The 18,907-nt window shown below is 62.5% G+C and carries 30 protein-coding genes, 1 tRNA gene and 1 pseudogene; 17 read left to right on the top strand and 15 right to left on the bottom strand.

The window, feature by feature from the left end:
* The 5 genes from IVB50_RS22535 to IVB50_RS22555 all read right to left on the bottom strand — a co-directional run.
* The coding region (locus IVB50_RS22535) for a transposase (protein ID WP_247296928.1) at positions 1–165 on the bottom strand (165 nt) is incomplete at its 3' end.
* Between the two features lie 80 nt (positions 166–245).
* Positions 246–395, bottom strand: a complete 150-nt coding sequence (locus IVB50_RS22540) for a hypothetical protein (RefSeq protein ID WP_247297357.1) — start codon at positions 393–395, stop codon at positions 246–248.
* Positions 396–674: 279 nt separating this feature from the next.
* On the bottom strand, positions 675–818 hold the full coding sequence (locus IVB50_RS22545) for a hypothetical protein (protein ID WP_247297358.1): 144 nt from the start codon (positions 816–818) through the stop codon (positions 675–677).
* Positions 819–1,156: 338 nt separating this feature from the next.
* Positions 1,157–1,333 (bottom strand): DUF2934 domain-containing protein, encoded by a 177-nt coding sequence (locus tag IVB50_RS22550; protein ID WP_018454372.1) that lies wholly within the window; start codon positions 1,331–1,333, stop codon positions 1,157–1,159.
* A gap of 136 nt (positions 1,334–1,469) precedes the next feature.
* Entirely contained in the window at positions 1,470–1,766 is a 297-nt protein-coding gene (locus IVB50_RS22555; protein ID WP_007591377.1) for an HU family DNA-binding protein, read from the bottom strand.
* Between the two features lie 408 nt (positions 1,767–2,174).
* On the opposite strand from IVB50_RS22555, the gene IVB50_RS22560 reads away from it, so the two are divergent.
* The 5 genes and pseudogenes from IVB50_RS22560 to IVB50_RS22580 all read left to right on the top strand — a co-directional run bounded on the left by IVB50_RS22560 (position 2,175) and on the right by IVB50_RS22580 (position 4,431).
* Complete coding sequence (locus IVB50_RS22560) at positions 2,175–2,360, top strand: hypothetical protein (protein ID WP_007591378.1); 186 nt, start codon at positions 2,175–2,177, stop codon at positions 2,358–2,360.
* 245 nt (positions 2,361–2,605) lie between these two features.
* Positions 2,606–2,908, top strand: coding sequence for a hypothetical protein (locus IVB50_RS22565; protein WP_018454373.1), 303 nt, complete (start codon positions 2,606–2,608; stop codon positions 2,906–2,908).
* Between the two features lie 175 nt (positions 2,909–3,083).
* The gene (locus IVB50_RS22570) at positions 3,084–3,356 is read left to right on the top strand and encodes a hypothetical protein (protein ID WP_247297360.1); all 273 of its coding nucleotides are present in this window, start codon (positions 3,084–3,086) and stop codon (positions 3,354–3,356) included.
* Positions 3,357–3,525: 169 nt separating this feature from the next.
* Entirely contained in the window at positions 3,526–3,702 is a 177-nt protein-coding gene (locus tag IVB50_RS22575) for a hypothetical protein (protein WP_007610124.1), read from the top strand.
* Positions 3,703–3,922: 220 nt separating this feature from the next.
* A pseudogene (locus IVB50_RS22580) lies at positions 3,923–4,431 on the top strand (hypothetical protein).
* 22 nt (positions 4,432–4,453) lie between these two features.
* Here the strand turns inward: IVB50_RS22580 and IVB50_RS22585 are convergent.
* Positions 4,454–4,834 (bottom strand): hypothetical protein, encoded by a 381-nt coding sequence (locus tag IVB50_RS22585; protein ID WP_018454376.1) that lies wholly within the window; start codon positions 4,832–4,834, stop codon positions 4,454–4,456.
* 168 nt (positions 4,835–5,002) lie between these two features.
* On the bottom strand, positions 5,003–5,218 hold the full coding sequence (locus tag IVB50_RS22590) for a hypothetical protein (RefSeq protein WP_247297362.1): 216 nt from the start codon (positions 5,216–5,218) through the stop codon (positions 5,003–5,005).
* Between the two features lie 160 nt (positions 5,219–5,378).
* Here IVB50_RS22590 and IVB50_RS22595 point away from each other — a divergent pair, with 160 nt between their 5' ends.
* Complete coding sequence (locus IVB50_RS22595; RefSeq protein WP_026232720.1) at positions 5,379–5,594, top strand: DUF3072 domain-containing protein; 216 nt, start codon at positions 5,379–5,381, stop codon at positions 5,592–5,594.
* A gap of 628 nt (positions 5,595–6,222) precedes the next feature.
* Here IVB50_RS22595 and IVB50_RS22600 read toward each other — a convergent pair.
* Together IVB50_RS22600 and IVB50_RS22605 are read right to left on the bottom strand one after the other, a co-directional pair.
* A complete protein-coding gene (locus IVB50_RS22600; protein WP_018454380.1) occupies positions 6,223–6,492 on the bottom strand; it encodes a hypothetical protein in 270 nt (89 codons plus the stop codon).
* Between the two features lie 5 nt (positions 6,493–6,497).
* Positions 6,498–6,740: a hypothetical protein gene (locus tag IVB50_RS22605; protein WP_245288382.1), complete on the bottom strand. Its 243-nt coding sequence runs from the start codon at positions 6,738–6,740 to the stop codon at positions 6,498–6,500.
* Between the two features lie 245 nt (positions 6,741–6,985).
* Here IVB50_RS22605 and IVB50_RS22610 point away from each other — a divergent pair, with 245 nt between their 5' ends.
* The 3 genes from IVB50_RS22610 (at position 6,986) to IVB50_RS22620 (ending at position 9,012) form a co-directional block, all read left to right on the top strand.
* Positions 6,986–7,384, top strand: coding sequence for a VOC family protein (locus tag IVB50_RS22610; protein ID WP_247297663.1), 399 nt, complete (start codon positions 6,986–6,988; stop codon positions 7,382–7,384).
* A 228-nt stretch (positions 7,385–7,612) separates the two neighbouring features.
* Positions 7,613–8,065 carry a VOC family protein gene (locus tag IVB50_RS22615; protein WP_085358759.1) on the top strand — a complete coding sequence of 151 codons (453 nt, stop codon included), beginning with the start codon at positions 7,613–7,615 and terminating at the stop codon, positions 8,063–8,065.
* A 308-nt stretch (positions 8,066–8,373) separates the two neighbouring features.
* Positions 8,374–9,012 (top strand): glutathione S-transferase, encoded by a 639-nt coding sequence (locus IVB50_RS22620; RefSeq protein ID WP_247297364.1) that lies wholly within the window; start codon positions 8,374–8,376, stop codon positions 9,010–9,012.
* A 13-nt stretch (positions 9,013–9,025) separates the two neighbouring features.
* On the opposite strand, the gene IVB50_RS22625 is transcribed toward IVB50_RS22620, so the two are convergent.
* Genes IVB50_RS22625 through IVB50_RS22635 form a run of 3 tightly spaced genes read right to left on the bottom strand, consistent with a single transcriptional unit; the run spans position 9,026 to position 9,854 of the window.
* Positions 9,026–9,289: a hypothetical protein gene (locus IVB50_RS22625; protein ID WP_247297691.1), complete on the bottom strand. Its 264-nt coding sequence runs from the start codon at positions 9,287–9,289 to the stop codon at positions 9,026–9,028.
* A gap of 6 nt (positions 9,290–9,295) precedes the next feature.
* Complete coding sequence (locus IVB50_RS22630; RefSeq protein ID WP_204511122.1) at positions 9,296–9,541, bottom strand: hypothetical protein; 246 nt, start codon at positions 9,539–9,541, stop codon at positions 9,296–9,298.
* Positions 9,542–9,599: 58 nt separating this feature from the next.
* On the bottom strand, positions 9,600–9,854 hold the full coding sequence (locus IVB50_RS22635; RefSeq protein WP_007591415.1) for a PilZ domain-containing protein: 255 nt from the start codon (positions 9,852–9,854) through the stop codon (positions 9,600–9,602).
* Between the two features lie 224 nt (positions 9,855–10,078).
* Between IVB50_RS22635 and IVB50_RS22640 the strand changes: the two genes are divergently transcribed.
* The 7 genes from IVB50_RS22640 (at position 10,079) to IVB50_RS22670 (ending at position 15,653) form a co-directional block, all read left to right on the top strand.
* A tRNA-Glu gene (locus IVB50_RS22640) sits at positions 10,079–10,153 on the top strand.
* Between the two features lie 98 nt (positions 10,154–10,251).
* Complete coding sequence (locus tag IVB50_RS22645; RefSeq protein WP_247297367.1) at positions 10,252–10,899, top strand: hypothetical protein; 648 nt, start codon at positions 10,252–10,254, stop codon at positions 10,897–10,899.
* Positions 10,900–11,064: 165 nt separating this feature from the next.
* Entirely contained in the window at positions 11,065–11,691 is a 627-nt protein-coding gene (locus IVB50_RS22650) for a pilus assembly protein PilZ (RefSeq protein ID WP_018454388.1), read from the top strand.
* A 104-nt stretch (positions 11,692–11,795) separates the two neighbouring features.
* Positions 11,796–12,068: a hypothetical protein gene (locus IVB50_RS22655; RefSeq protein WP_247297369.1), complete on the top strand. Its 273-nt coding sequence runs from the start codon at positions 11,796–11,798 to the stop codon at positions 12,066–12,068.
* A 571-nt stretch (positions 12,069–12,639) separates the two neighbouring features.
* Complete coding sequence (locus IVB50_RS22660) at positions 12,640–13,680, top strand: PrsW family glutamic-type intramembrane protease (RefSeq protein WP_018454391.1); 1,041 nt, start codon at positions 12,640–12,642, stop codon at positions 13,678–13,680.
* A gap of 74 nt (positions 13,681–13,754) precedes the next feature.
* Positions 13,755–14,333, top strand: a complete 579-nt coding sequence (locus tag IVB50_RS22665) for an HdeD family acid-resistance protein (protein ID WP_247297371.1) — start codon at positions 13,755–13,757, stop codon at positions 14,331–14,333.
* Positions 14,334–14,567: 234 nt separating this feature from the next.
* The gene (locus IVB50_RS22670) at positions 14,568–15,653 is read left to right on the top strand and encodes a 3-deoxy-7-phosphoheptulonate synthase (protein ID WP_346348209.1); all 1,086 of its coding nucleotides are present in this window, start codon (positions 14,568–14,570) and stop codon (positions 15,651–15,653) included.
* 54 nt (positions 15,654–15,707) lie between these two features.
* On the opposite strand, the gene IVB50_RS22675 is transcribed toward IVB50_RS22670, so the two are convergent.
* Genes IVB50_RS22675 through epmA form a run of 3 tightly spaced genes read right to left on the bottom strand, consistent with a single transcriptional unit; the run spans position 15,708 to position 18,162 of the window.
* Complete coding sequence (locus tag IVB50_RS22675; RefSeq protein WP_247297373.1) at positions 15,708–15,962, bottom strand: hypothetical protein; 255 nt, start codon at positions 15,960–15,962, stop codon at positions 15,708–15,710.
* Between the two features lie 44 nt (positions 15,963–16,006).
* A complete protein-coding gene (locus IVB50_RS22680; protein WP_247297375.1) occupies positions 16,007–17,101 on the bottom strand; it encodes a lysine-2,3-aminomutase-like protein in 1,095 nt (364 codons plus the stop codon).
* Positions 17,098–18,162 carry an EF-P lysine aminoacylase EpmA gene (epmA, locus tag IVB50_RS22685; RefSeq protein ID WP_018454396.1) on the bottom strand — a complete coding sequence of 355 codons (1,065 nt, stop codon included), beginning with the start codon at positions 18,160–18,162 and terminating at the stop codon, positions 17,098–17,100. The genes IVB50_RS22680 and epmA overlap by 4 nt, the downstream gene beginning before the upstream one ends.
* Before the next feature lie 162 nt (positions 18,163–18,324).
* Between epmA and efp the strand changes: the two genes are divergently transcribed.
* Positions 18,325–18,891 carry an elongation factor P gene (efp, locus tag IVB50_RS22690; RefSeq protein WP_026232726.1) on the top strand — a complete coding sequence of 189 codons (567 nt, stop codon included), beginning with the start codon at positions 18,325–18,327 and terminating at the stop codon, positions 18,889–18,891.
* The last annotated feature ends 16 nt before the right edge of the window (positions 18,892–18,907 follow it).

The following is an 18,907-nucleotide window of genomic DNA, read 5'->3' on the forward strand; positions in this document are numbered from 1 at the left end:
GTCGGACGGGCAATCGCGCCAGCGTGCGCCGCACTGGAGCATGTGAATGATACCGCTGATAATGCGTCGATCGTCTTCGCGCGCCGGGCCGGTCTGGTTTGTTGGCAGATGCGGCTCTATCTGAGCCCACTGCTTGTCGTTGAGCCAGAACAGTCCTTTGCGCATCGAAGTCCCCCGTGCCGAATCAACTTGGCACGAGGGAATCAGAACTCGCTAATTAGGTACAGACCCTAGTGCGATGCTCATCACGCCGCTCGCTTCGCCGTGTCCTTCGATAGATCCTTCTCCGAAAAGCATTCGAGGATCTGGATGCGGAGTTCTTCCGCGGCCGGACCATCAAGCTTCCTGAGCTGATTCCAGAGCCTGATTACTTCCCGCTGTTTCTCGACAGTCATGGGCACCTCCAAAACAATGTCGCTGCCAAAAGAGATGCGTCACTAGAACAAAATAGGAACAACAAGTCCAGCCCCTCCCGTGAAATTCGCCGGGCACATCGCCTTGAGCCTTCCGCGCGCCGACGGTTGCTTTTTAGGTTTTCAACCTTAAGTTCGAGCCACGGCGCGGCGGCTAGGCGCTGAAATCCCTTCCCCGCCAGCCAAGAAGGCCCCGTGCGAAAGCGCGGGGTTTTTCTTTTGGGGAACGCGCCACCGCCCTCCCCGTTAGTCATTCCGGAGCTAGGGATCGTGACCAGAAAATACTACGCCGTCGAAGTGGTGCGTCAGATCGAAGAGACCGTGGAGATCATGGTCGAAGCGCCGGATCAGACCGCCGCACATGATGCAGCGCTCGCGCACCTGAAGGCGCGCGGCTCCGAACATCAGTGGCTCAATCCCAAATGCGATCTCATCGTCTGGCGCGAGCGCCAGGTCGATACGCCGGTGACGTGTCCGTATCGCCGGACTAGCGGCCGGAACGAGTTTTCCCGCCCCGCGTTGTCAGGTCGAATTCGGTGGTGCTGGCGGCATGTCGCAACGCGGCCGACCTGCTTGAAGAGCCCCGGTCCCCAAGACCGGGGTTTTTCTTTGAGGCGGCCGCACGGAGGCGACTCGATTCGAACGAGGGCCCGAACAGCAAAGCAGCCACCCGGGCGTTACGCCGAATGGCTGCTTTGAGAACTGTCGACGCTCGCCCCTGTCCGCCTGTTGAACCAGCAAAGTCAGACCGACAAATTGTCGGTCATGCCGGGTGGGACTTCGCCTTGCTTGGTCCGCTCGGCGAGAAGCTCCTTTTCGGCCTCATACCAGAAGGTGTCCATCGTGCCTGCGGGCTCGCCAGCCTCCTTCCAGAGGTGATAGGCCCGATTTCGAATCTCTTCTTCGCTGAGACCAGTCATGTGATTTCTCCCTTTCGGAAGCAAAGCCTGACGACGCCCTAGAGTTCCTTAAGAGAGTTCCTTATTGGTTCAGCACAAGCAAGCAATCATTGCAGCGCTCCGCGAAAAGAAGCCTCCGCAACGAAAACGCGAGCCCTTAGACGGAGTCTTTGGCCACCTTCAGCGGCGAGGCCTTCACCGACTTGCTCGCCGGCTTCGCGGCGAACTGCATCGGCTCCTTGGTGAAGGGATTGACGCCCATGCGGGCTTCGGTCGCCGGCTTGTTCACCACCGACATCTTCACGAAGCCGGGAATGACGAACTCGCCGGACTCGTTGAGCTCCTTGTAGCCGACCGTCGCCATGTACTCGATGACCGACTTCACGTCGTTCTTCGACAGCTGCGTGCCCTCGGCAATTGCATCGATCAACTGAGTCTTCGTCATCTTCGCCATGTCTGAATTTCCTTCTGTGCGCGCGAGCAGGCTTTGCTCAGGACGCGGTCCGACCGCGCAACGCGCTTCTGTTTCATGCCAACTTTCATGAAGTGACGGGGCTTAGAACCCATCGACGCCCAAAACGCAAGCAGGGGTTCTGCGGAGGGCCGGACGCCCCGGCAAAGATGCCGCAGCTTCCGCCGTTTTCGCGTTGAACCATTTTCTCCCCGAGGCGTCTAACTCTTTGAAGTCCCCAAGCTTCACCCCCCATCAGAGAGCCCCGCTTCCCCCAGGCGGGGCTTTCGTCTTTGCCTGGACCCGGCCCCGCACTGCCGATCAGGCTGGCCTCCGAGGTCTGCGCCCGGCCACCCCGGTGACCGTCACAAGGCAGGTTCTCTTTTCCGGCCATCTCCTGCATAATGCGGCATGGCAAAAACAAAAGTGACCTTCAAAACCGTCCGCATTGCAGACAACGACTGGAAAATCCTGGCGGATTACCCGGACAGCGAACAGCGCGAAATCAAGGGCTTCACCAGCAAGGCAGACGCCGACGACTGGATCAATGGCGACCGCAAGATCGCGTGGCTCCGCTCCCAGGGATACGCCAAGTAAACCGCGCATGAGTCACGCGCGTATCGCGTGACGCCCGTATGGGTATGAGGCGCGCTTCGTCCCTCCCGCTCCATAGGTTCTTTCCGTGCCGGCGCCTTGCCGAGCAAGCGGCAACGCCCGCGCGTCCTATCGGCTGGACGGGAGCGCCTGGTCGATAAACCTTTGGCTGGGCATGCGCCGTTGAGACTTCGGTAACCTAACGCCTCCAAGCTCCCCTTAGTATCGTTGCGTTGGAGTACCCCACAGTGCTGGATTTTAACGAGCTGCGTGAACTCGCGGCCGATGTTCGCGTGTTCGTCGACATTGCCGAAGACAAGGCCGAAGCGCTTCGCGCCGTCATCACAGCCTATGACGTGGTGCTCGCGATCTTCCCGTCGGGAGAGGGCATGGGTCTCCACGTCATCAAGGGCGGCGAGATCCTGGACAGGATTGCAAACTCACGAACCAATACGAGCTACAGCCACACGGCCATTGCGGTTCCCGACCTGGAGCACGCGGAAGTGCTCAAGCACCTGACGGGCCCGGCCGATCAGCGGCTTGCGGCTTAGAGCGTTTTCAAGTTCGCGCGACGAAAACGCGTCACAACAATCTGGAGCGGTTCTGATTCAAGCAGAACCGACAACGCCTCGTTGCAGACGAGAATTTTTGCACTCCGGAACGCCTTGTTTTAGGAACACGGTTTCTGCGCTCCCGTTGGCCCACACAACCAACCAGGAGTTTGAGATGAAGAAGCTCGTCATTGCGACCGCCGCCCTCGGCCTCATGTGCGGCTCTGCCTTGGCCCAGACCCAGACCGGCCCCGCCGCGCAGTCCGACAACATGCAGAAGCTCGGCATGACCAACACGGACAAGGGCACGATGAGCAGCGGCACGACCGGCGTGAGCCATGACGGCATGAGCAAGGGCGGAATGGTGAGGCCCGACGCCTCCGGCCAGGGCGGCTCCGGCCCGGGCAGCGACCAGGGCGGTACCAAGACCCGCAGCAACAAGAAGTAAGCCGGTTTCCTGTACGGCTCGCTTCCCGGCCGCGTCGCTTCCACAAGCGGCGCGGCCATTTCATGACAAGGGTCTTTGGAACCTGTCGAATGCACTCCTCACAATCGTGCGCGCACCGGAACGGTCAGGTCTTGCCGCGAGTTGCCCCATCTCCAGCAAGGAGATCGTCATGAGCGTTGAAGGTAAAGTGAAGGAAGGCGCCGGATTCATCAAAGAAGAGATGAACGAACACGGCAAGTCCCCCGAGAGCCAGAAGAAGGCCCAGGAAGGTCGTGACTTGCGCAACGAAGGCCGGATCGAAGACGGCAAGCCGCCGAAGACGACGAAGCCGGGCACCGGTCACTAGATCGCGTTCGAAACCCCGTTTGGTGAAAGCCGCCCCTGGTCATGTCAGGGGCGGTTTTTCACGTTCATGACCAGCCGATACGTGCCCATGCGATCTTCCGAAGCTGTGATCCTCCGAAGGTGCCGTCCTACAAAAATAGCCGGAGGCTCGAAGCATGCAGGGCGATGGCTGGTAGAACGCTCCGGCTGTTGTATGGTCGAACGTTTCTTGTGAGGGGCTGATGAAGATTGCCATTGTTGTCGCCGGCTTGATCGTTGTTGTTGCCGCCGTTCTCGTGGCGGTACAGCCCGGCTTTCTAAAGCCTGCGTCACTGGCACTCGTGAAGAAGCCCGACATCCTCGGCTTTTCGCCAGGGATGACATTCGACGAAACCAACAAGCTCGTCACGCAACGTCGCTACCGCTGCCGTCAGATTCGCGATTCCTACGTCCTGGAGTGCGCAGTCGACGGCGCCAAGGTCACGATCTTTGCCGACGACGTTGACCCTGGGAATCCCGATCCCAAACATCCCATCTGGCGCGTCATTGCGGAGTTGAACAATCCGGTCCCCAAGACGCTGCAGTCAAATCGATCTCCGACCAGTTCAACGCCCAGCCAACCCGCGACGCTCGGGAAGGATGGATATGGACCGTCGGCCGTGGCCTGAAGCTCAGCTATGACGGCGCCGCCTTGAAGCTCGTGGACGAAGCCGAGGAAATCAGGCGTGGCAAGCAGGAAGCAAAGCGCTAGGGAGCGCGACGCCGGGTGCCCTTCAGTGACGAAACCGGTTGACGGCCAACAGCGGCAGCCATGATCCCAGCACCATGCAGATCGCAATGGCTGCGACTAGGACGTATTTCAGGGGATGTTGCGAGGACGCGAGCGAACCTTCGAGGTGAAGGTATGGCAGCATCGCCTCCACGGCCATCCCGATCAGGGCAACCGCAACCAGCCCGCCAACCGCCGAAGCGAACAGGTTGACGATCCATCCGATCGCGCCGCGCTCGTTCGACCAAGCCTCGTAGATCGCGACAGCCAGCATCACGAGCACAAAGACCAGCATGAAGCTCATCGAGCCGCCGACGCTCGCCTTCGACCCGAAGATTTCCACCAGCAGCATGGCCGCCACCGCGAGCAGTGTGATCGCCTTCACGACTTTCCTCTTTGGTGTCTCAGCACATAGGCCGCGAAGCCAATTCCGATGCCGAGCAGGCTTTGCAGCATGGCGGTTGGTCGCGCCGGGCTTCGCCGGGGTTCAACAAATTGCACTCGGAGAACTGCAGGACCGCCGCGCAGTGACGACCGAAGGCCGGGGACCGATCTATGCAGCTTGCCTATTGGAAAGCCGCTCGAACGCCGTGATGGCCCGGTTGGCCAGCATGAGGCGTCTGTGCTCGCCCTTGCGGACCATCTCTTCGACGGCGGCCGAGAGAAAGCGGCTGGTGAACGGCGCGTCGCTGATTTGTGCGGTGCGCTCCAGATAATCCCAGGCGATCTGCACGGAATGTTCGATGAGATGGGACAGGTTCTCGCTCATGCAGAACCTACGCTTGGCGGGAGCGCTTGTTCCGCGCTGGCCAGTAGGTCGGTTCTTCATGGCAGATCTCGAGACGTTCAATTTCCGCACGTTTTCGACTGACGAACAAATGAGGAACGACAAGCGCGCGCCGACGTTAGGTGGAAAAGGAGAGATCGCGATGGCTGACAAGACAGCTGACAACACCGGGGACAACACACAAAAGGATCCGAAGGATTGGGTTTCCGGCGACGACCCGATGACCGGCGCCCAGGAATCCTACCTCAAGACCCTCGCCGAGCAGGCGCACAAGCCCCTCCCCAAGAAGGATCTGACCAAGGCAGAGGCGTCAGAGCTGATCGACACGATGCGGCAAAAGGCCGGGCTCGAGAAGTAGACAGCGGGCATGTACGCCCCGCCCCTGCGAGACGGAAGAACATGACTCACCGATGATCAGAAGTGTCGCGGGAAGGTTGCAGGCGTTCGGCCAACGCTGCATTCACAAACGTTGAGCGCGCTGCATTTCGTCGGGCACAGACAGCGTCGATTGAGCGCACGATCCCGCAATGTCGATTCCACAACTTCAATGCCGGGATCGGGGCCTGTCGCTTTGCGAGCCGGGCACTCATCCTGCTTTGCCTTGCTTCACGTCATGTACGATGTCACCGATGGTGCTTCCCACGACAATCGCGGCAACAACAGGCCAACCGGCGGCTACCATAAGGATGGCCCCGTAGCGCATGTCTTCGCCGGGCCGTTTGTAACTGTCTCGGCCCGAGAACAGGAGCACCGCGATCAGGCAGCCAACTGCGTATCGTCTAAACCATTTCACGACGAGAGACCTTCGTTTACGGGCATTCGTCGCCTCCAACTCCGTCGTGGTTCATGATGTCGGCCGTCCGGCCGCTCGCCGGCAGGCGAAATTTCAGACGATCATGCAAGGCGCGTCAGGCGCCTTGCATGACCTGCTGCCGCTCATTTTCTTGAGCGCGCTGAGCATCGGCTCCGCGCCGAGCTCAGTTCTGTCACTTCGGCAGATCGCGGATTGCCAGCTTGATGACTGTAAGGACAACGAAAGCGGGCGCCCCGTAAACGATGGCGTTCACGGCCCAAGTGATGGCGACGCCCAAGAAAACGGAACTGCCGACAGCTCCCCAGAAAAGGTAAGCTGCGGATATACCCGGCATCTCCCATGCCATCACAGGGGTGGAGTAGTCGGTTAGCTGCTCCATGACGAGCAGCACCGTCGAGACGAGGGCCCCGATTGCCAGTGCGACGGTGAGAACGGATTTCATTGTCTTCAAAGGCCCAACAGCGCCATCACGATCGGAATCATAAAAAAGGCTGCCAGGCCGAGGAGGCCTCCTACGGCAATCTTCACCCAACGCCGTTGGATTTTCGGCTCGAGCCATGTCGCCAGTTTGACCCAGAGCGCATACGCCCATCCGGCAACAATCGAGCGGATAAGTGCAAACAGAAGCTCGCCTAGAATATTGGCCATAGCGGTTAGTCGCGTCAGCTCCGCGGGGAGTTCATCTGCCAACGGCTAAACAACCCCGTGTCCCCCGTGAATGAGGTGGCCAAGTTCTGCGGTTTGCGTCACCGTTCTGAGGACCCGGTTAGCGCTGTGGAGCTTCGTGAAGGGCTCGTTTTCTAGCGCTTGAGCACTGCCATCGCCATTCACGGCGCGCTCGGCGCGGCATCGTGACTGCTGACATCAGGGTGGCAGCAGCGATGTGCGACGAGCGCCGCGATGCCGCTCAATCTGGGGTCAACAAAGGACATGTCATGAAGTACGCCTCCACTCGCCTGATCGCCACTGACATCAAAATCATGGTTTCGTTCTACGAAATGGTGACCGGAGTTTCCGCCGAATGGCTCGCGCCGGTGTTCGCCAAGATCGTGACGCCGGGCGCCAACCTGGCAATCGGCGCAGCCGAGACGGTCGCGCTCTGGAAAGAAAACAGTGCCGAGCCCGGCGCCGACCGCACCGCCGTGATCGAGTTTCAGGTTGAAGACATCGATGCGGATTATCAGCGCCTGAAAGACAAGGTTACGCTGGTGCACAAGTTGAAAACGATGCCATGGGGCAACAGGACGTTCCAGTTTCGCGACCCCGAAGGCACCGCGGTATCGCTCTTCATGCCGCCGATCGAGCAGGCCGGAAACCGCCTCGCGGCGCAATAGGTCGCGGCAGCAGACTGGCCCGCACACACAGCCAATGACGCGTGTGCGGCACTGGATTTGCGGTGAAAGTGCATTGAAATTTCGCCGGCTGATTTACTTCATCAGCCGGCTTCACCCTCATGCACATGTGCACCCGCCCCCTGCCCCTGCTGGGATTTTCCTGCTATCTCCTACTCCCTTCGGCTCGGCCGAACCAAAAACCCTCCATCCACCCAGGGAGCAACAACCATGCGATACCTCCACACCATGCTGCGCGTGCGCAATCTCGATGTCGCGCTGAAGTTTTACCAGGATGCGCTGGGGCTGAAGGAGGTTCGGCGGATCGAGAACGACAAGGGGCGTTTCACGCTGGTGTTCCTGTGCTCGTCGGACGATCTCGAGGCGCTCAAGAAGCAGCCGCAGACGCGCGGCGCGCCGCTGGTCGAGCTCACCTGGAATTGGGACGAGGAAAAATACGGCGAGGATCGCTTCTTCGGCCATCTCGCCTATGAAGTCGACGACATCTACGCGACCTGCGAGAAGCTGATGAAGGCCGGCGTCACCATCAACCGTCCGCCGCGCGACGGCAACATGGCCTTCGTCCGCTCGCCGGATTTGCACTCGATCGAGCTGTTGCAGAAGGGCGATCCGAAGCCGCCGCAGGAGCCGTGGTCGTCGATGCCCAACATCGGCCATTGGTAGGCCTTTTTGCCGGAACCAGCCCCTCTCCTATGCGTTCTCTCTTCGACAATGCAATTGGAGGAGGACGCGATGGGACGCGGAATTTTGTTGTGGATGCTGGGTGTGCCGATCCCGGTGATCATCTTGCTGTGGCTGTTCTTCGGCCGCTGATCGCCTGACCAGGCTTTGCCTTGCAATGAAAGCTCCGCCTCGGGCGGAGCTTTTTGCATGCGGACCTTTTGCATGAGAGGATCGGCGCAATCGCCCGTCGCTCGCCGCAGTGGATTCCGCTATTACCCGCGCCGAAAGAAGCGCCGCGGGAGGATGACGTGCCGGACCAAAAGCTGACGATCTGGGGCCGCGCCAATTCGGTCAACGTGCAGAAGGTGCTGTGGTGCCTCGCCGAGCTCGGCCTGGCTTACGAGCGCATCGACGCCGGCATGGCGTTCGGCAAGACCCGCGAGGCCGACTATCTCGCGATGAACCCCAATGCGCGGATCCCGACGCTGGTCGAGGGCGACTTCACGCTGTGGGAATCCAATTCGATCATGCGCTATCTCTGCCTCGCGCACGGGCGCGGCACGCAAATCTATCCCGAGGCGCCGAAGCTGCGCGCCAGCGTCGACCGCTGGCTCGACTGGACGCTGTCGATGGTGCAGCCGGTCGACCGCCCGGTGTTCTGGGGCATCGTGCGCACGCCGCCCGCCGAGCGAGACATGATCCAGGTGCAAAAGGATGCCGATGCCGCCGCCGAGGTCTGGGCCATCGCGGACCGCCTGCTCTCCACGCGTCCGTTCATGGACGGCGATGCGTTCACGCTCGCCGACATTGCGATCGGCGCCTATGCGCGGCGCTGGCTCGGCGTCGAGGGCATCACCCGGCCCGCGCAGCCGCATCTGACGCGCTGGCTCGCCGAGCTCGGCAAACGGCCCGGTTTTGCGCAATTTGTGGCACCGCCGATGTCGTGAGCGGTGACGCGGCTTAAAGTCCGTTACGAGCACGATGAATCGGCATTTTGCCGCGCGCCGCCGGGAGGGGGGCGGCTACTGTGCATGGGGTTGTTTTCGCGTTTTTTTGTTTAGGCCAGCCGCGCTCGAACAGCAGCACGCAGAAAATCAGCACGAGCGTGACCGCCGCGGTGGCGAGCCGCGCAGTCCAGCTCAGGCCGCGGCCGACCCACCACAGCAGCGCGCAATACATCACGAACGGGACGATGATCTCGGGCCGCATGATGTCCGGCGGCATGGGGGCTCAGCGCCTGACCGTGGTCTCGACGCTGATCGAGCCGCCGATCTTGACGCAGGTGCCGGTGCTCTCGACCAGATGGAAGCCGCGGCCATAGGCGGCGCAGGAGCCCGCTTTCGCGCTCCCGCCGGCACCCTTAAGCGGCAAGGCCTTGCCGGCCTGTGGGCGCTCCGGAGGCGGCAGACGCAAGGCTTCCGCCGCGGCCGCGGACGTCGTCAGCAACGAGATCAGGATGAGGAGCGGCGCACGCATGCAGGCCGTTCTAGCCCGGACCGGCGTCGCGCGCCATCGGGGTCGCTTTGCCCGGGGATCAGATGAACTTGATGCCGGCCGATTTGCCGCGGCGCCATACCACCTGGCAGCTCCGCCCGGTCCGCGCATCGCGCGCGAACGCCATCCGGATCACGCCCGGGAGCTGGCTCGCATCCTCGTCCAGCGTGATCTTGGCGCCCGTGGCGGAGATGTCCTGGACCAGGCATTGCCGCGCTGCGAATCCGCCGTCGAGGGTGATCCAGGCATGCTGCGACAGCGACTTGCGGGCTGCGCGCTTCTTGGGCGGTGGCATCGGCTTAAATTCTCCCAGTCCAGCGCTAGCTCAGGGAACCTAAGAAACCGTTGAATTCGGCCGACCGATCCTTGGGTGGGATGCTATCCACCGGTGCCAAAAGACCGTTCCCGAACGGCTTGCCCAGGGCGCCAAAGGCCATTATAGGTTCGCCCGCTGCAGCCGCCGGGCATGACTCGGGCGGCCAGCGGCCGTGCCGCGAAAAGCGGCGGGGCCCTGGGTTTGCTCCCTTCGTCTATCGGTTAGGACGCCACCCTTTCACGGTGGAGAGAGCGGTTCGATTCCGCTAGGGAGCGCCATCATCCGCCGTTGGATGACAGGGCGAAATCTGCCGCCCCGCATGAACCTCCCGCCCCTCGCCTCCGACCAATGTCCAGATGGAACTGGATGCAGGCCGATGGCGCAGCACAAATCTCCCTCGGACGACCAGGCCGGGATTGCCTCGCCGACGCCTCCGCCATGGATCCACCGCACGGCAGCCTACGTGCCGGAGCGGCGCGCCAGAATGCTGGAGCACATGGCGCGCGCCAGATCGCTGCCTCGGGCAACGACTGCGTCGGAGCCGTCGCATACGGCAGGCACGACCATTCTCGCTGACGCGTACGGCTACGCCGTCCTGTTCGGCATCATCGCGCTGCTGTTTCAGTCGCGCGTTCCTCTCTACCTCGGCGCCTTCCTCTTCTTCACCGATGGCGAGCGCATCGAACTCGCGCTTGGAAAGATCGGCATCCGTCTCGAGCCCGACACGATCGGACCCGACATCATCAAGGGCTTCGTCTCCCTGTTCGGATGGTTCGCGCTGCTGGCCTCGCTGAAAGCGTCCGTTCCCGCGTGGCTCGCGACATGGATGCTTCCGGACGCATCATGGTCCTTCGTCGCCGGAATCGCTCTTTTGTTCGCCATCGTCGAAGCATTCGCAACGCGCGCGATGCAGCATGCATTGCCGTGGTTCGGATTTGAGAGGCGACCGAGCGGCCTGGCCTGCGCGACGATCAAGCTCGCTATGGCCCTTGGCGTGCTGGCTCTGCTGGTGCTGCTCGGATGACGCGATCGTGAGGTCACGGGCCTGACAATCGCGGCGCTATGCCGCCCGCCCCGATCTGCGCATTTACCGGAAATTTACCCCTGCTCGTGAGCGCCGGTATCATTTGCTTAGAATTTGATTGCTACCGTGGAATTACGGAAAACCTCCGAAACACGATTGGCGCCCATGTCCGTCGCAGAGTTCCTCAGACAGCGTGCCGTGCATGTCACCGTGAGTGGCAGCTACTCGCTGCCGCGTTGGTACGATTGCGAGGGCAAGCTCCGTACCTTCGCCTGCCGCACCAGCCGCGTTTCACCGTTCCGCATGATGGTCGACGTTCCCGTAGTCGGAAAGGTCGGCGAGCGCGTGACCTCCTACTTCCAGGATTTTGGCGAATTCCAATGTACCATCAGCGCGACGCTGAAATCGGGCTTCCTGATGGAGCTCGACATGACGCGGGCCCGGCGCGCCTGGATGTCGGAAAAGCTGACCTGGCTCGAGAAGAAGCAAAAGGACGCCAGCGTCCAGGAACTGCGGAATGACGCGCGCTTCGTTCCGCAGGTCGCGCACACCTTCCTGACGCTCGCCGACGGCAGCACGCATGCCTGCTTCATCATCGACGTCTCCACGGCCGGTGTCGCGATATCCTGCGAATACGATCCGCCAGTGGGAACCCCGCTTGCGGTCGGCGCTTGCGTCGGGCGGGTGATCCGCAAATTCGAAAACGGCTTTGCTGTCAAATTCGCCGAAAAGCAGTCGCGGGACGACGTCGTCCGGCTGATCGTCCGCACGGCCATGCTGCAATCGGCCTGATCCTCCGGCCGCGCTGCCCTATCGCAGCCCTATTTCGAGATAAGCTTTTGAAGGTCCGCGCCTCGTTCCGGACGTCATTTGCAGACTTGCGATCGGGGGACCGAATGGCAGTCGAGAAAATTACAGTCGATAAGGTCAGAGTCGACAAGATCACCTGGGACAGGGTCGGCCGGGTCACCGAGCCCGGACGCTACATGTACACGTTCGGCTGGCTCACCATCACCGCCGACGATCTCGATATCTGGAAGCAATACCCGCAGGCCGCGTTCACGCTGATGGCGCAGCATTCCGAGCCGGACGCGTCCACCGGCGAGGAGTTCCATCTCGGCGCCTTCGACGTCGCGCCCGACGCGCCGCCGCCGTTCACCACGCATTGAGACAGTCAAAGCGGGCTACGATCGGCAGCCAGCAAGCCGCGGCAGGGCGCGTGGCGGGAACGCGTGGCACGCCCGTTGCTTTATCATTGCCATGACTCACATCCCCGCCTTCGATCAGGCCTTTCTGCTGTTGCTCATCGTGCTCTGCCTTGGTACGTGCCTTATCCGCGCCTTCTGGGAGGTGGAGCAACTCCGGGGCCGCCGCACCGCGTCCCCATCCCGCGCGATCAAGCGTGACTAGACCGGCTCGGCCGGCCGTGCGTAGCCCGGACGGGGCAATCCCGGCTCTGGACTTGCCGCGGCGACACGTGCATCGTCAATCGAAGAAACCTGCACATTGCCTTGATCTGACTTACCAATCGCGATCCGATGACGGGCGCGCGACCGTTGTCATGGGATGACGAGGTGGTTCTGTCATGCAATTGATTGCGCTCGTTATTCTGCACCTCGGCGACTGTCCTGATGAACGCAGGCTGTCACGCTTGTTAAGAGACGCGACAGCAAGCGCATGACACAAGGTCGCATCAGGGAATGTAGATAAGCGGATCAAGGGAACCTATTTTCGGCGCCGATGTACCTGATTGAAGCGTTACCCACCGTCATCGGAACGGCCGCCATTGCCCCGGCGCTGCTGATGTTGTGGCTCGTCATTGCCGCCGAGGAACGCCCCGGACCGCCGGCCCAGGTCTGGACCGCGTTTCTGCTCGGCGCGGCCAGCATTTCGCTGCTGGGCCTGGCCCGCGCCCCTTTTGCCAAAATGGTTGCGGCCCCGGACAACCCCTGGGCGGCACTGGCCATGCATTCGATCTTCGGCGTCGCGCTGCCGGAGGAAGCGGTCAAGGTGATCGCCATCGTGCTGGTCGCCTCGACCAAGCGGCGGACCTTCGCCAATCCGATGGACACTGTGGTCTATGGCGCTGCCGTCGGCCTGGGCTTCGCCGCCTACGAGAACCTTGCCTATCTCGTCCAGCACGCCGAAATGTGGCGCTCGCTGGCCGCCTTGCGCAGCGTGCTGACCGTGCCGTTCCACGGCGCGCTCGGTATTATCGCCGGCGCCTATCTGACCATCGCGCGCGCCGGCACGGCGCTGGGTGCCAACCGCCATCATCGCGACTGGGCCCGTCTCTCCAGCCGCCTGCTGATCTTTGCAGGCCCGCTCGCCCTGCATTCGGCCTTCGACTTCCCCCTGCTGACACTCCAGCGCATGCCGGATCTCGATCCGGCGCTGCGGATGTGGTTGGGCGGCGCGAGCCTGCTGATCGGCTTCAGCTCGATCGCCTTCGCTATCCGCCTGGTACGGCGCGTCGCGCGCCATCACGCGCCCCGAACCGACGTCGCGCGCGAGCGCCTCAGCCAGCTCCGCCGGATGTGGGCGCTGCTGCTTGCCGGTGGCGGCGTCGGCTTTCTCGGGCTCGCCTTCGTGCTGACCTCGATCCATCACTGGCTCATCAATCCCGAGCGCAATCTGACGCTGGCCCTGATCCCGATCGGCCTGGTCTCGATCCTGCTCGGCCTCGCACTTCTGATCGTCACGACCGCGATCTATGTTCTCGGCCGCAACCGCATCCGCACCAGCGGCGAAGGTTTTTCGTCGGCGCACGGCGGCGGCTGAGCCGCGGGATGGCAAGCGCGGTGTGCACGTACTAGACTAGATTGAGGACACACCTCTCGATCCGGAGCCTGCCCATGACATCGCCTGAGGATTTTTCCCGGCTGCAATCCGCCATGAGCGGGACGGTCAAGGCACATTGGAAGGCCTTTCTGTTCGAAGGCATCCTGCTTGCGGTGCTTGGCGTCGCCGCGCTGGTCCTGCCGCCGCTCGCAAGCCTTGCGATTGCGATCTTCCTCGGCTGGATGTTCCTGATCAGCGGCATCGGCGGATTGATCGCCACCTATTGGGCGCGCAGCACGCCGGGCTTCTGGTGGTCGCTGATCTCGGCCGCGCTGGCCGTGCTTGCAGGCATGCTGCTGCTGGCGCGGCCGATCCAGGCCGTGCTGACGCTGACCATCGTGCTCGGCGCCTATTTCCTCGCCGAGGGCGTCGCCACCATCATGTACGCGCTGGAGCATCGCCGCGAGCCGGGCGGCCGCTGGTCGTGGCTCCTGATCTCGGGCCTCGTCGACATCGCGATCTCGTTCATGGTGATCACGGGACTGCCGAGCTCGGCGGAATGGGCGATCGGTATCCTCGTCGGCATCAACCTGCTGTTCGGCGGCGCCACCCTGATCGGCATGGCGCTGGCGGCACGCAAAAGCAACAGTTGAGGCGCCGCGTGGCCGTCACGTCTATTGGGGGGTGACAAGCCGCCGATCGCACGCTATATGACGGGCCATGATCACCCTCGTCACCAGCTATTTTTGGTACTTTAGCTACGACAGCTCGCTGGCGGCAGGAGGATCGCGCTCAATCTGAAACATTGCAGCAAACGTCCGAACAAGCCGCCAGACCTGGCGGCTTTTTTATTGGCCGGCAGGGTCTCAAAATGACAGGAGCCCGCCGTGCTGAGCACGACCGACGATCTTCGTATCCGCGAACTGAAAGAGCTGAGCACGCCCGAAGAGGTGATGCGGGAAGTCCCGCGCACGCTCACCGCGACGCGCGTGGTGATGGCCGCACGCAACGCCATCCATGCGATTCTCAATGGCCAGGACGACCGGCTTCTGGTCGTGGTCGGCCCCTGCTCGGTGCATGATCCCAGGGCCGCGCTCGAATACGCCGAGCGCCTCGCGAGCTTGCGCGAAGAGCTTGCCGACCAACTCGAGATCGTGATGCGGGTCTATTTCGAGAAGCCGCGCACCACGGTCGGCTGGAAGGGCCTGATCAACGATCCTGATCTGGACGGCAGCTTCGACATCAACAAGGGCCTGCGGCTGGCGCGCAACGTGCTCTCGGCGGTGAATAATCTCGGCCTGCCCGCCGGCACCGAATTCCTCGACATGACGACGCCGCAATACATTGCGGACCTCGTGTCCTGGGCCGCGATCGGCGCGCGCACGACCGAAAGCCAGATCCATCGCGAGCTGGCCTCGGGGCTGTCCTGCCCGGTCGGCTTCAAGAACGGCACCGACGGCAATGTGCGGATTGCGGCGGACGCGGTGAAGTCGGCCTCAAATCCCCATCATTTCATGGCGGTGACTAAGCTCGGCCGCTCGGCGATCGCCTCAACCGCGGGCAACGAGGATTGTCACATCATCCTGCGCGGCGGCAGCACGCCGAACTACGATGCGGCAAGCGTCGCAGCGGCCTGCAACGATCTGGCGAAAGCAAGCGTCGCACCGCTCGTGATGGTCGATGCGAGCCACGCTAATTCGAGCAAGAAGCCGGAAAACCAGCCGCTCGTGACAGCCGACATCGCCGGGCAGATTTCTGGCGGCGAGAACCGCATCATGGGGGTGATGGTCGAGAGCAATCTCGTCGCCGGACGCCAGGACGTGGTGCCGGGCAAGCCGCTCACCTATGGCCAGAGCATCACTGACGGCTGCATCGACTGGGCGACCACGGCAACCGTGCTCAAGCAACTCGCTGACGCGGTCGAGATCCGGCGCAACAGCAAGCGCGCAGGGCTGCACGAGCGCTCCGCCTGACCGAACGATCGCGGGCGGGGTGAGGCTGTCGCACCCTGCCCGCTTTCCCGGCGCCTAGCAGCCGCGGCAGATGCTCTTGATCTTCTTGTCGAGCGCCTGATTTTCCTTGCTGAGGGGATCGTTCGGGTCGCTCAGGTTCTTTTCGCTGGGCACATCGGCGACACGCGGCTGGCGATGGCCCACGGGTGCCAACGGCGTCGATCCTGAGGTCGCGCCCCCGGCTGTCGATCCCTTAGGGTTGCCGGTCTGCGCAACCGCCGCGCCGCCGAGCAAGACCACGAGCGATACTGCCACCATGATCTTCTTCATGTCTCTCCCTCCATTCCTCAAGCCAACATCTCCATCACGACCATTCAAGTCTCGGGCGGATAGAGGTGAACGTCGCCGCAATAATCCACGATACGATAGCGCGTTTCTTGATCTGCATCACGCGCATCAGGTGCGGTATTTTGCATCGGCAACACGTAATTCGGTCCCACCGGCGACTTGCCGGCGCCGCCGGGAATGTCGATGACATAGTCGGGCTGACACAGTCCGGACACCCTTCCGCGCAGCTGCCGCATCAAATCCTGCCCATCGGCGAGTGTCGTTCGCAGATGCGCCGTGCCCGGCGCGAGATCACCGTGATGCAGATAATAGGGCTTGATCCGGCATTCGACGAAAGCTCGCATCAAATCCGACAGAGCGGTCAAATTGTCATTGACGCCGCGCAAAAGCACGGACTGGCTTACCATGGGAATTCCGGCATCGACCAGCCGCGCGCAGGCGGCACGCGCCGGCCCCGTCAGTTCGCGCGCATGGTTGGCATGCAGCGCCACCCAGGTGGTCGCGCCCACGACCTTGAGCGCCGCCACCATCTCGTCGCTGATGCGCGCGGGATCGGCCGCCGGCACGCGGGTGTGAAGGCGGATGATCTTGACGTGATCGATTCCGGCCAGATCGGCCATGATCTCGCCCATCCGCCGCGGCGACAACATCAGGGGATCGCCCCCGGTCAGGATCACCTCCCAGATCTCGCTGTGCGCGCGGATGTAGTCGATCGCCGCGCGATAGGCGGCGTCCGAGAGCGCGTTCTCCTTGCCGGGTCCGACCATCTCGCGGCGGAAGCAGAAGCGGCAATAGACCGCGCAGACGTGAACGAGCTTGAACAGCACGCGGTCGGGATAACGATGCACGATCCCGGGAACCGGCGAGTGCGCATGATCGCCGATCGGATCTGCATTCTCGCCCGGCTGCATCTCCAGCTCTGCGGCAGTCGGAACGAATTGGCGCGCAATGGGATCGTCGGGATCGGACCTGTCGATCAGATCGACCAGCGCCGGCGTGATCGCAACCGCATAGCGTGCGGCAATGCGATCGAGCACCGGCAGCGCTGTGGCTGACACCAGCTGCTCGGCCACAAGTTCGGCCGGCTCGCGCAATGTGCGCGCAAGATTGCTCTTCATCATGTCTCGCTCAACGTTTCATTTGCAGGCGGCGTCCACACCACCTGATCAATTCGCGATGCGCCGCTCGCCAGCATTACCAGGCGGTCGAATCCGAGCGCGACGCCGCTCGCCTCCGGCATCGCCGCGACCGCGGCCAGAAAGTCCTCGTCCAGCGGATAGGCTTCGCAGTAGCGGCGTTGCTTCTCTGCCATGGATTGCGTGAAGCGCTTGCGCTGCTCCTCGGCGTCGGTCAGTTCGCCAAAACCGTTGGCGAGCTCGACACCGCAGGCATAGACCTCGAACCGCTCGGCGACTCGGGGATCGCCCGCCTTCACGCGCGCCAGTGCCGCCTCTGGAGATGGGTATTCGAACAGAATGGTCAAACGGCCCTGCCCCAGATGCGGCTCGACATGCTCGACCAGAACCTTGCTGAAGATGTCGGACCAGGTGTCATCCTCGGCCACGCGGACCTTGCCGGCAACTGACCGCGCGAGCGCGGCGCGGTCGCCCTCGCCGCCGGAAATGGTCGCAAGCAGGTCGATTCCCGCAAACTGCTCGAAGGCGCTGGCAACCGTCACAAGCTCCGGCTCGGCGAAAGGATCTGCGGTCCGGCCGCGGAAGGTGAAGGCGCCGATACCGGTCGCCTGGGCCGCGCGGGCGATGAGGACGACGCAGTCGGCCATGATGGCGTCATAGGGCGCGCCTGCCCGGTACCATTCCAGCATGGTGAATTCGGGCAAATGCAGGTCGCCGCGCTCACGGTCCCGGAACACCCGGGCGAACTCGAAAATCCGGGTCTCCCCGGCCGCCAGCAGCTTCTTGCAGGCGAATTCCGGCGAGGTCCGCAAATATCGGCTCACACGGCTGCCGTCGGGCCGCATGATCTCGGTCCGGGGGGCGTGCAGGTGGGTCTCGTTGCCCGGGGAGACCTGGAGAACGGAGGTTTCGACCTCGACGAAGCCCTGCTCGACGAAAAATCCCCGTAGAGCCCCGGTGATGGCTCCCCTGGCCTGCAAGAAGGGCCGGCGGTCGAGATGCCGCGAGGGGGACCAGAACGGCGACATCGGCTTGTCCCCAGCCATTAACCGGCTGTCCCGCAAGCCAGCAAAATGCTGGCATCCAACGGCAAAACCAGTATGTTGCGGCCCGAAACGGGTGCCGCGGTCTGATTTGGGGCCCCAGGTCCCCCATCAATTTGACCACGTCCTGGCCCGAGCCGGGCCAAGCAAGCAGGAAATACAGCTTTGAGAGTCATCGCCAGTTCTATTCGCAAGGGCAACGTGATCGAGCAAGACGGCAAGCTATATGTCGTCGTGACCGCCGAGAACATCCATCCCGGCAAGGGCACCCCGGTCAGCCAGATCGAAATGCGCCGAATCTCGGACGGGGTAAAGATCTCCGAGCGCTACAAGACCACCGATCAGGTCGAGAAGGCCACAATCGAAGAGCGCAACTACACCTTCCTGTATGAAGATGGTGACGGCTATCACTTCATGAACCCGGAGACCTATGACCAGGTCCAGGTGTCCAAGGATGTGATCGGCGATGCGGCGGCCTATCTTCAGGAGAGCATGACGGTCAAGCTATCGCTGCACGGTTCCAACCCGGTATCGATCGCCCTGCCGCAGCGCGTGACGCTGGAAGTGATCGAGACCGAGCCCGTGACCAAGGGGCAGACCGCCTCCTCGTCCTACAAGCCCGCCGTGCTCTCGAATGGCGTTCGCACCACGGTGCCGCCGCACATCGCCGTCGGCACCCGAATCGTCGTGATGACCGAAGACGGCTCCTACTCCGAGCGTGCCAAGGACTGACGGGACCAAAGCGAGC

It is taken from the genome of Bradyrhizobium sp. 87 (assembly GCF_023073015.1).
In the GTDB taxonomy this organism is placed as follows: Bacteria; Pseudomonadota; Alphaproteobacteria; order Rhizobiales; family Xanthobacteraceae; genus Bradyrhizobium; species Bradyrhizobium canariense_D.

Coding starts and splice junctions, on each gene's coding strand:
- IVB50_RS22540 (WP_247297357.1), bottom strand. CDS start 395: ATGACTGTCGAGAAACAGCGGGAAGTAATCAGGCTCTGGAATCAGCTC.
- IVB50_RS22545 (WP_247297358.1), bottom strand. CDS start 818: ATGTTCGGAGCCGCGCGCCTTCAGGTGCGCGAGCGCTGCATCATGTGC.
- IVB50_RS22550 (WP_018454372.1), bottom strand. CDS start 1,333: ATGACTGGTCTCAGCGAAGAAGAGATTCGAAATCGGGCCTATCACCTC.
- IVB50_RS22555 (WP_007591377.1), bottom strand. CDS start 1,766: ATGGCGAAGATGACGAAGACTCAGTTGATCGATGCAATTGCCGAGGGC.
- IVB50_RS22560 (WP_007591378.1), top strand. CDS start 2,175: ATGGCAAAAACAAAAGTGACCTTCAAAACCGTCCGCATTGCAGACAAC.
- IVB50_RS22570 (WP_247297360.1), top strand. CDS start 3,084: ATGAAGAAGCTCGTCATTGCGACCGCCGCCCTCGGCCTCATGTGCGGC.
- IVB50_RS22575 (WP_007610124.1), top strand. CDS start 3,526: ATGAGCGTTGAAGGTAAAGTGAAGGAAGGCGCCGGATTCATCAAAGAA.
- IVB50_RS22590 (WP_247297362.1), bottom strand. CDS start 5,218: ATGAGCGAGAACCTGTCCCATCTCATCGAACATTCCGTGCAGATCGCC.
- IVB50_RS22595 (WP_026232720.1), top strand. CDS start 5,379: ATGGCTGACAAGACAGCTGACAACACCGGGGACAACACACAAAAGGAT.
- IVB50_RS22600 (WP_018454380.1), bottom strand. CDS start 6,492: ATGAAATCCGTTCTCACCGTCGCACTGGCAATCGGGGCCCTCGTCTCG.
- IVB50_RS22610 (WP_247297663.1), top strand. CDS start 6,986: ATGAAGTACGCCTCCACTCGCCTGATCGCCACTGACATCAAAATCATG.
- IVB50_RS22615 (WP_085358759.1), top strand. CDS start 7,613: ATGCGATACCTCCACACCATGCTGCGCGTGCGCAATCTCGATGTCGCG.
- IVB50_RS22625 (WP_247297691.1), bottom strand. CDS start 9,289: ATGCCGCCGGACATCATGCGGCCCGAGATCATCGTCCCGTTCGTGATG.
- IVB50_RS22630 (WP_204511122.1), bottom strand. CDS start 9,541: ATGCGTGCGCCGCTCCTCATCCTGATCTCGTTGCTGACGACGTCCGCG.
- IVB50_RS22635 (WP_007591415.1), bottom strand. CDS start 9,854: ATGCCACCGCCCAAGAAGCGCGCAGCCCGCAAGTCGCTGTCGCAGCAT.
- IVB50_RS22645 (WP_247297367.1), top strand. CDS start 10,252: ATGGCGCAGCACAAATCTCCCTCGGACGACCAGGCCGGGATTGCCTCG.
- IVB50_RS22650 (WP_018454388.1), top strand. CDS start 11,065: ATGTCCGTCGCAGAGTTCCTCAGACAGCGTGCCGTGCATGTCACCGTG.
- IVB50_RS22655 (WP_247297369.1), top strand. CDS start 11,796: ATGGCAGTCGAGAAAATTACAGTCGATAAGGTCAGAGTCGACAAGATC.
- IVB50_RS22660 (WP_018454391.1), top strand. CDS start 12,640: ATGTACCTGATTGAAGCGTTACCCACCGTCATCGGAACGGCCGCCATT.
- IVB50_RS22665 (WP_247297371.1), top strand. CDS start 13,755: ATGACATCGCCTGAGGATTTTTCCCGGCTGCAATCCGCCATGAGCGGG.
- IVB50_RS22675 (WP_247297373.1), bottom strand. CDS start 15,962: ATGAAGAAGATCATGGTGGCAGTATCGCTCGTGGTCTTGCTCGGCGGC.
- IVB50_RS22680 (WP_247297375.1), bottom strand. CDS start 17,101: ATGATGAAGAGCAATCTTGCGCGCACATTGCGCGAGCCGGCCGAACTT.
- epmA (WP_018454396.1), bottom strand. CDS start 18,162: ATGGCTGGGGACAAGCCGATGTCGCCGTTCTGGTCCCCCTCGCGGCAT.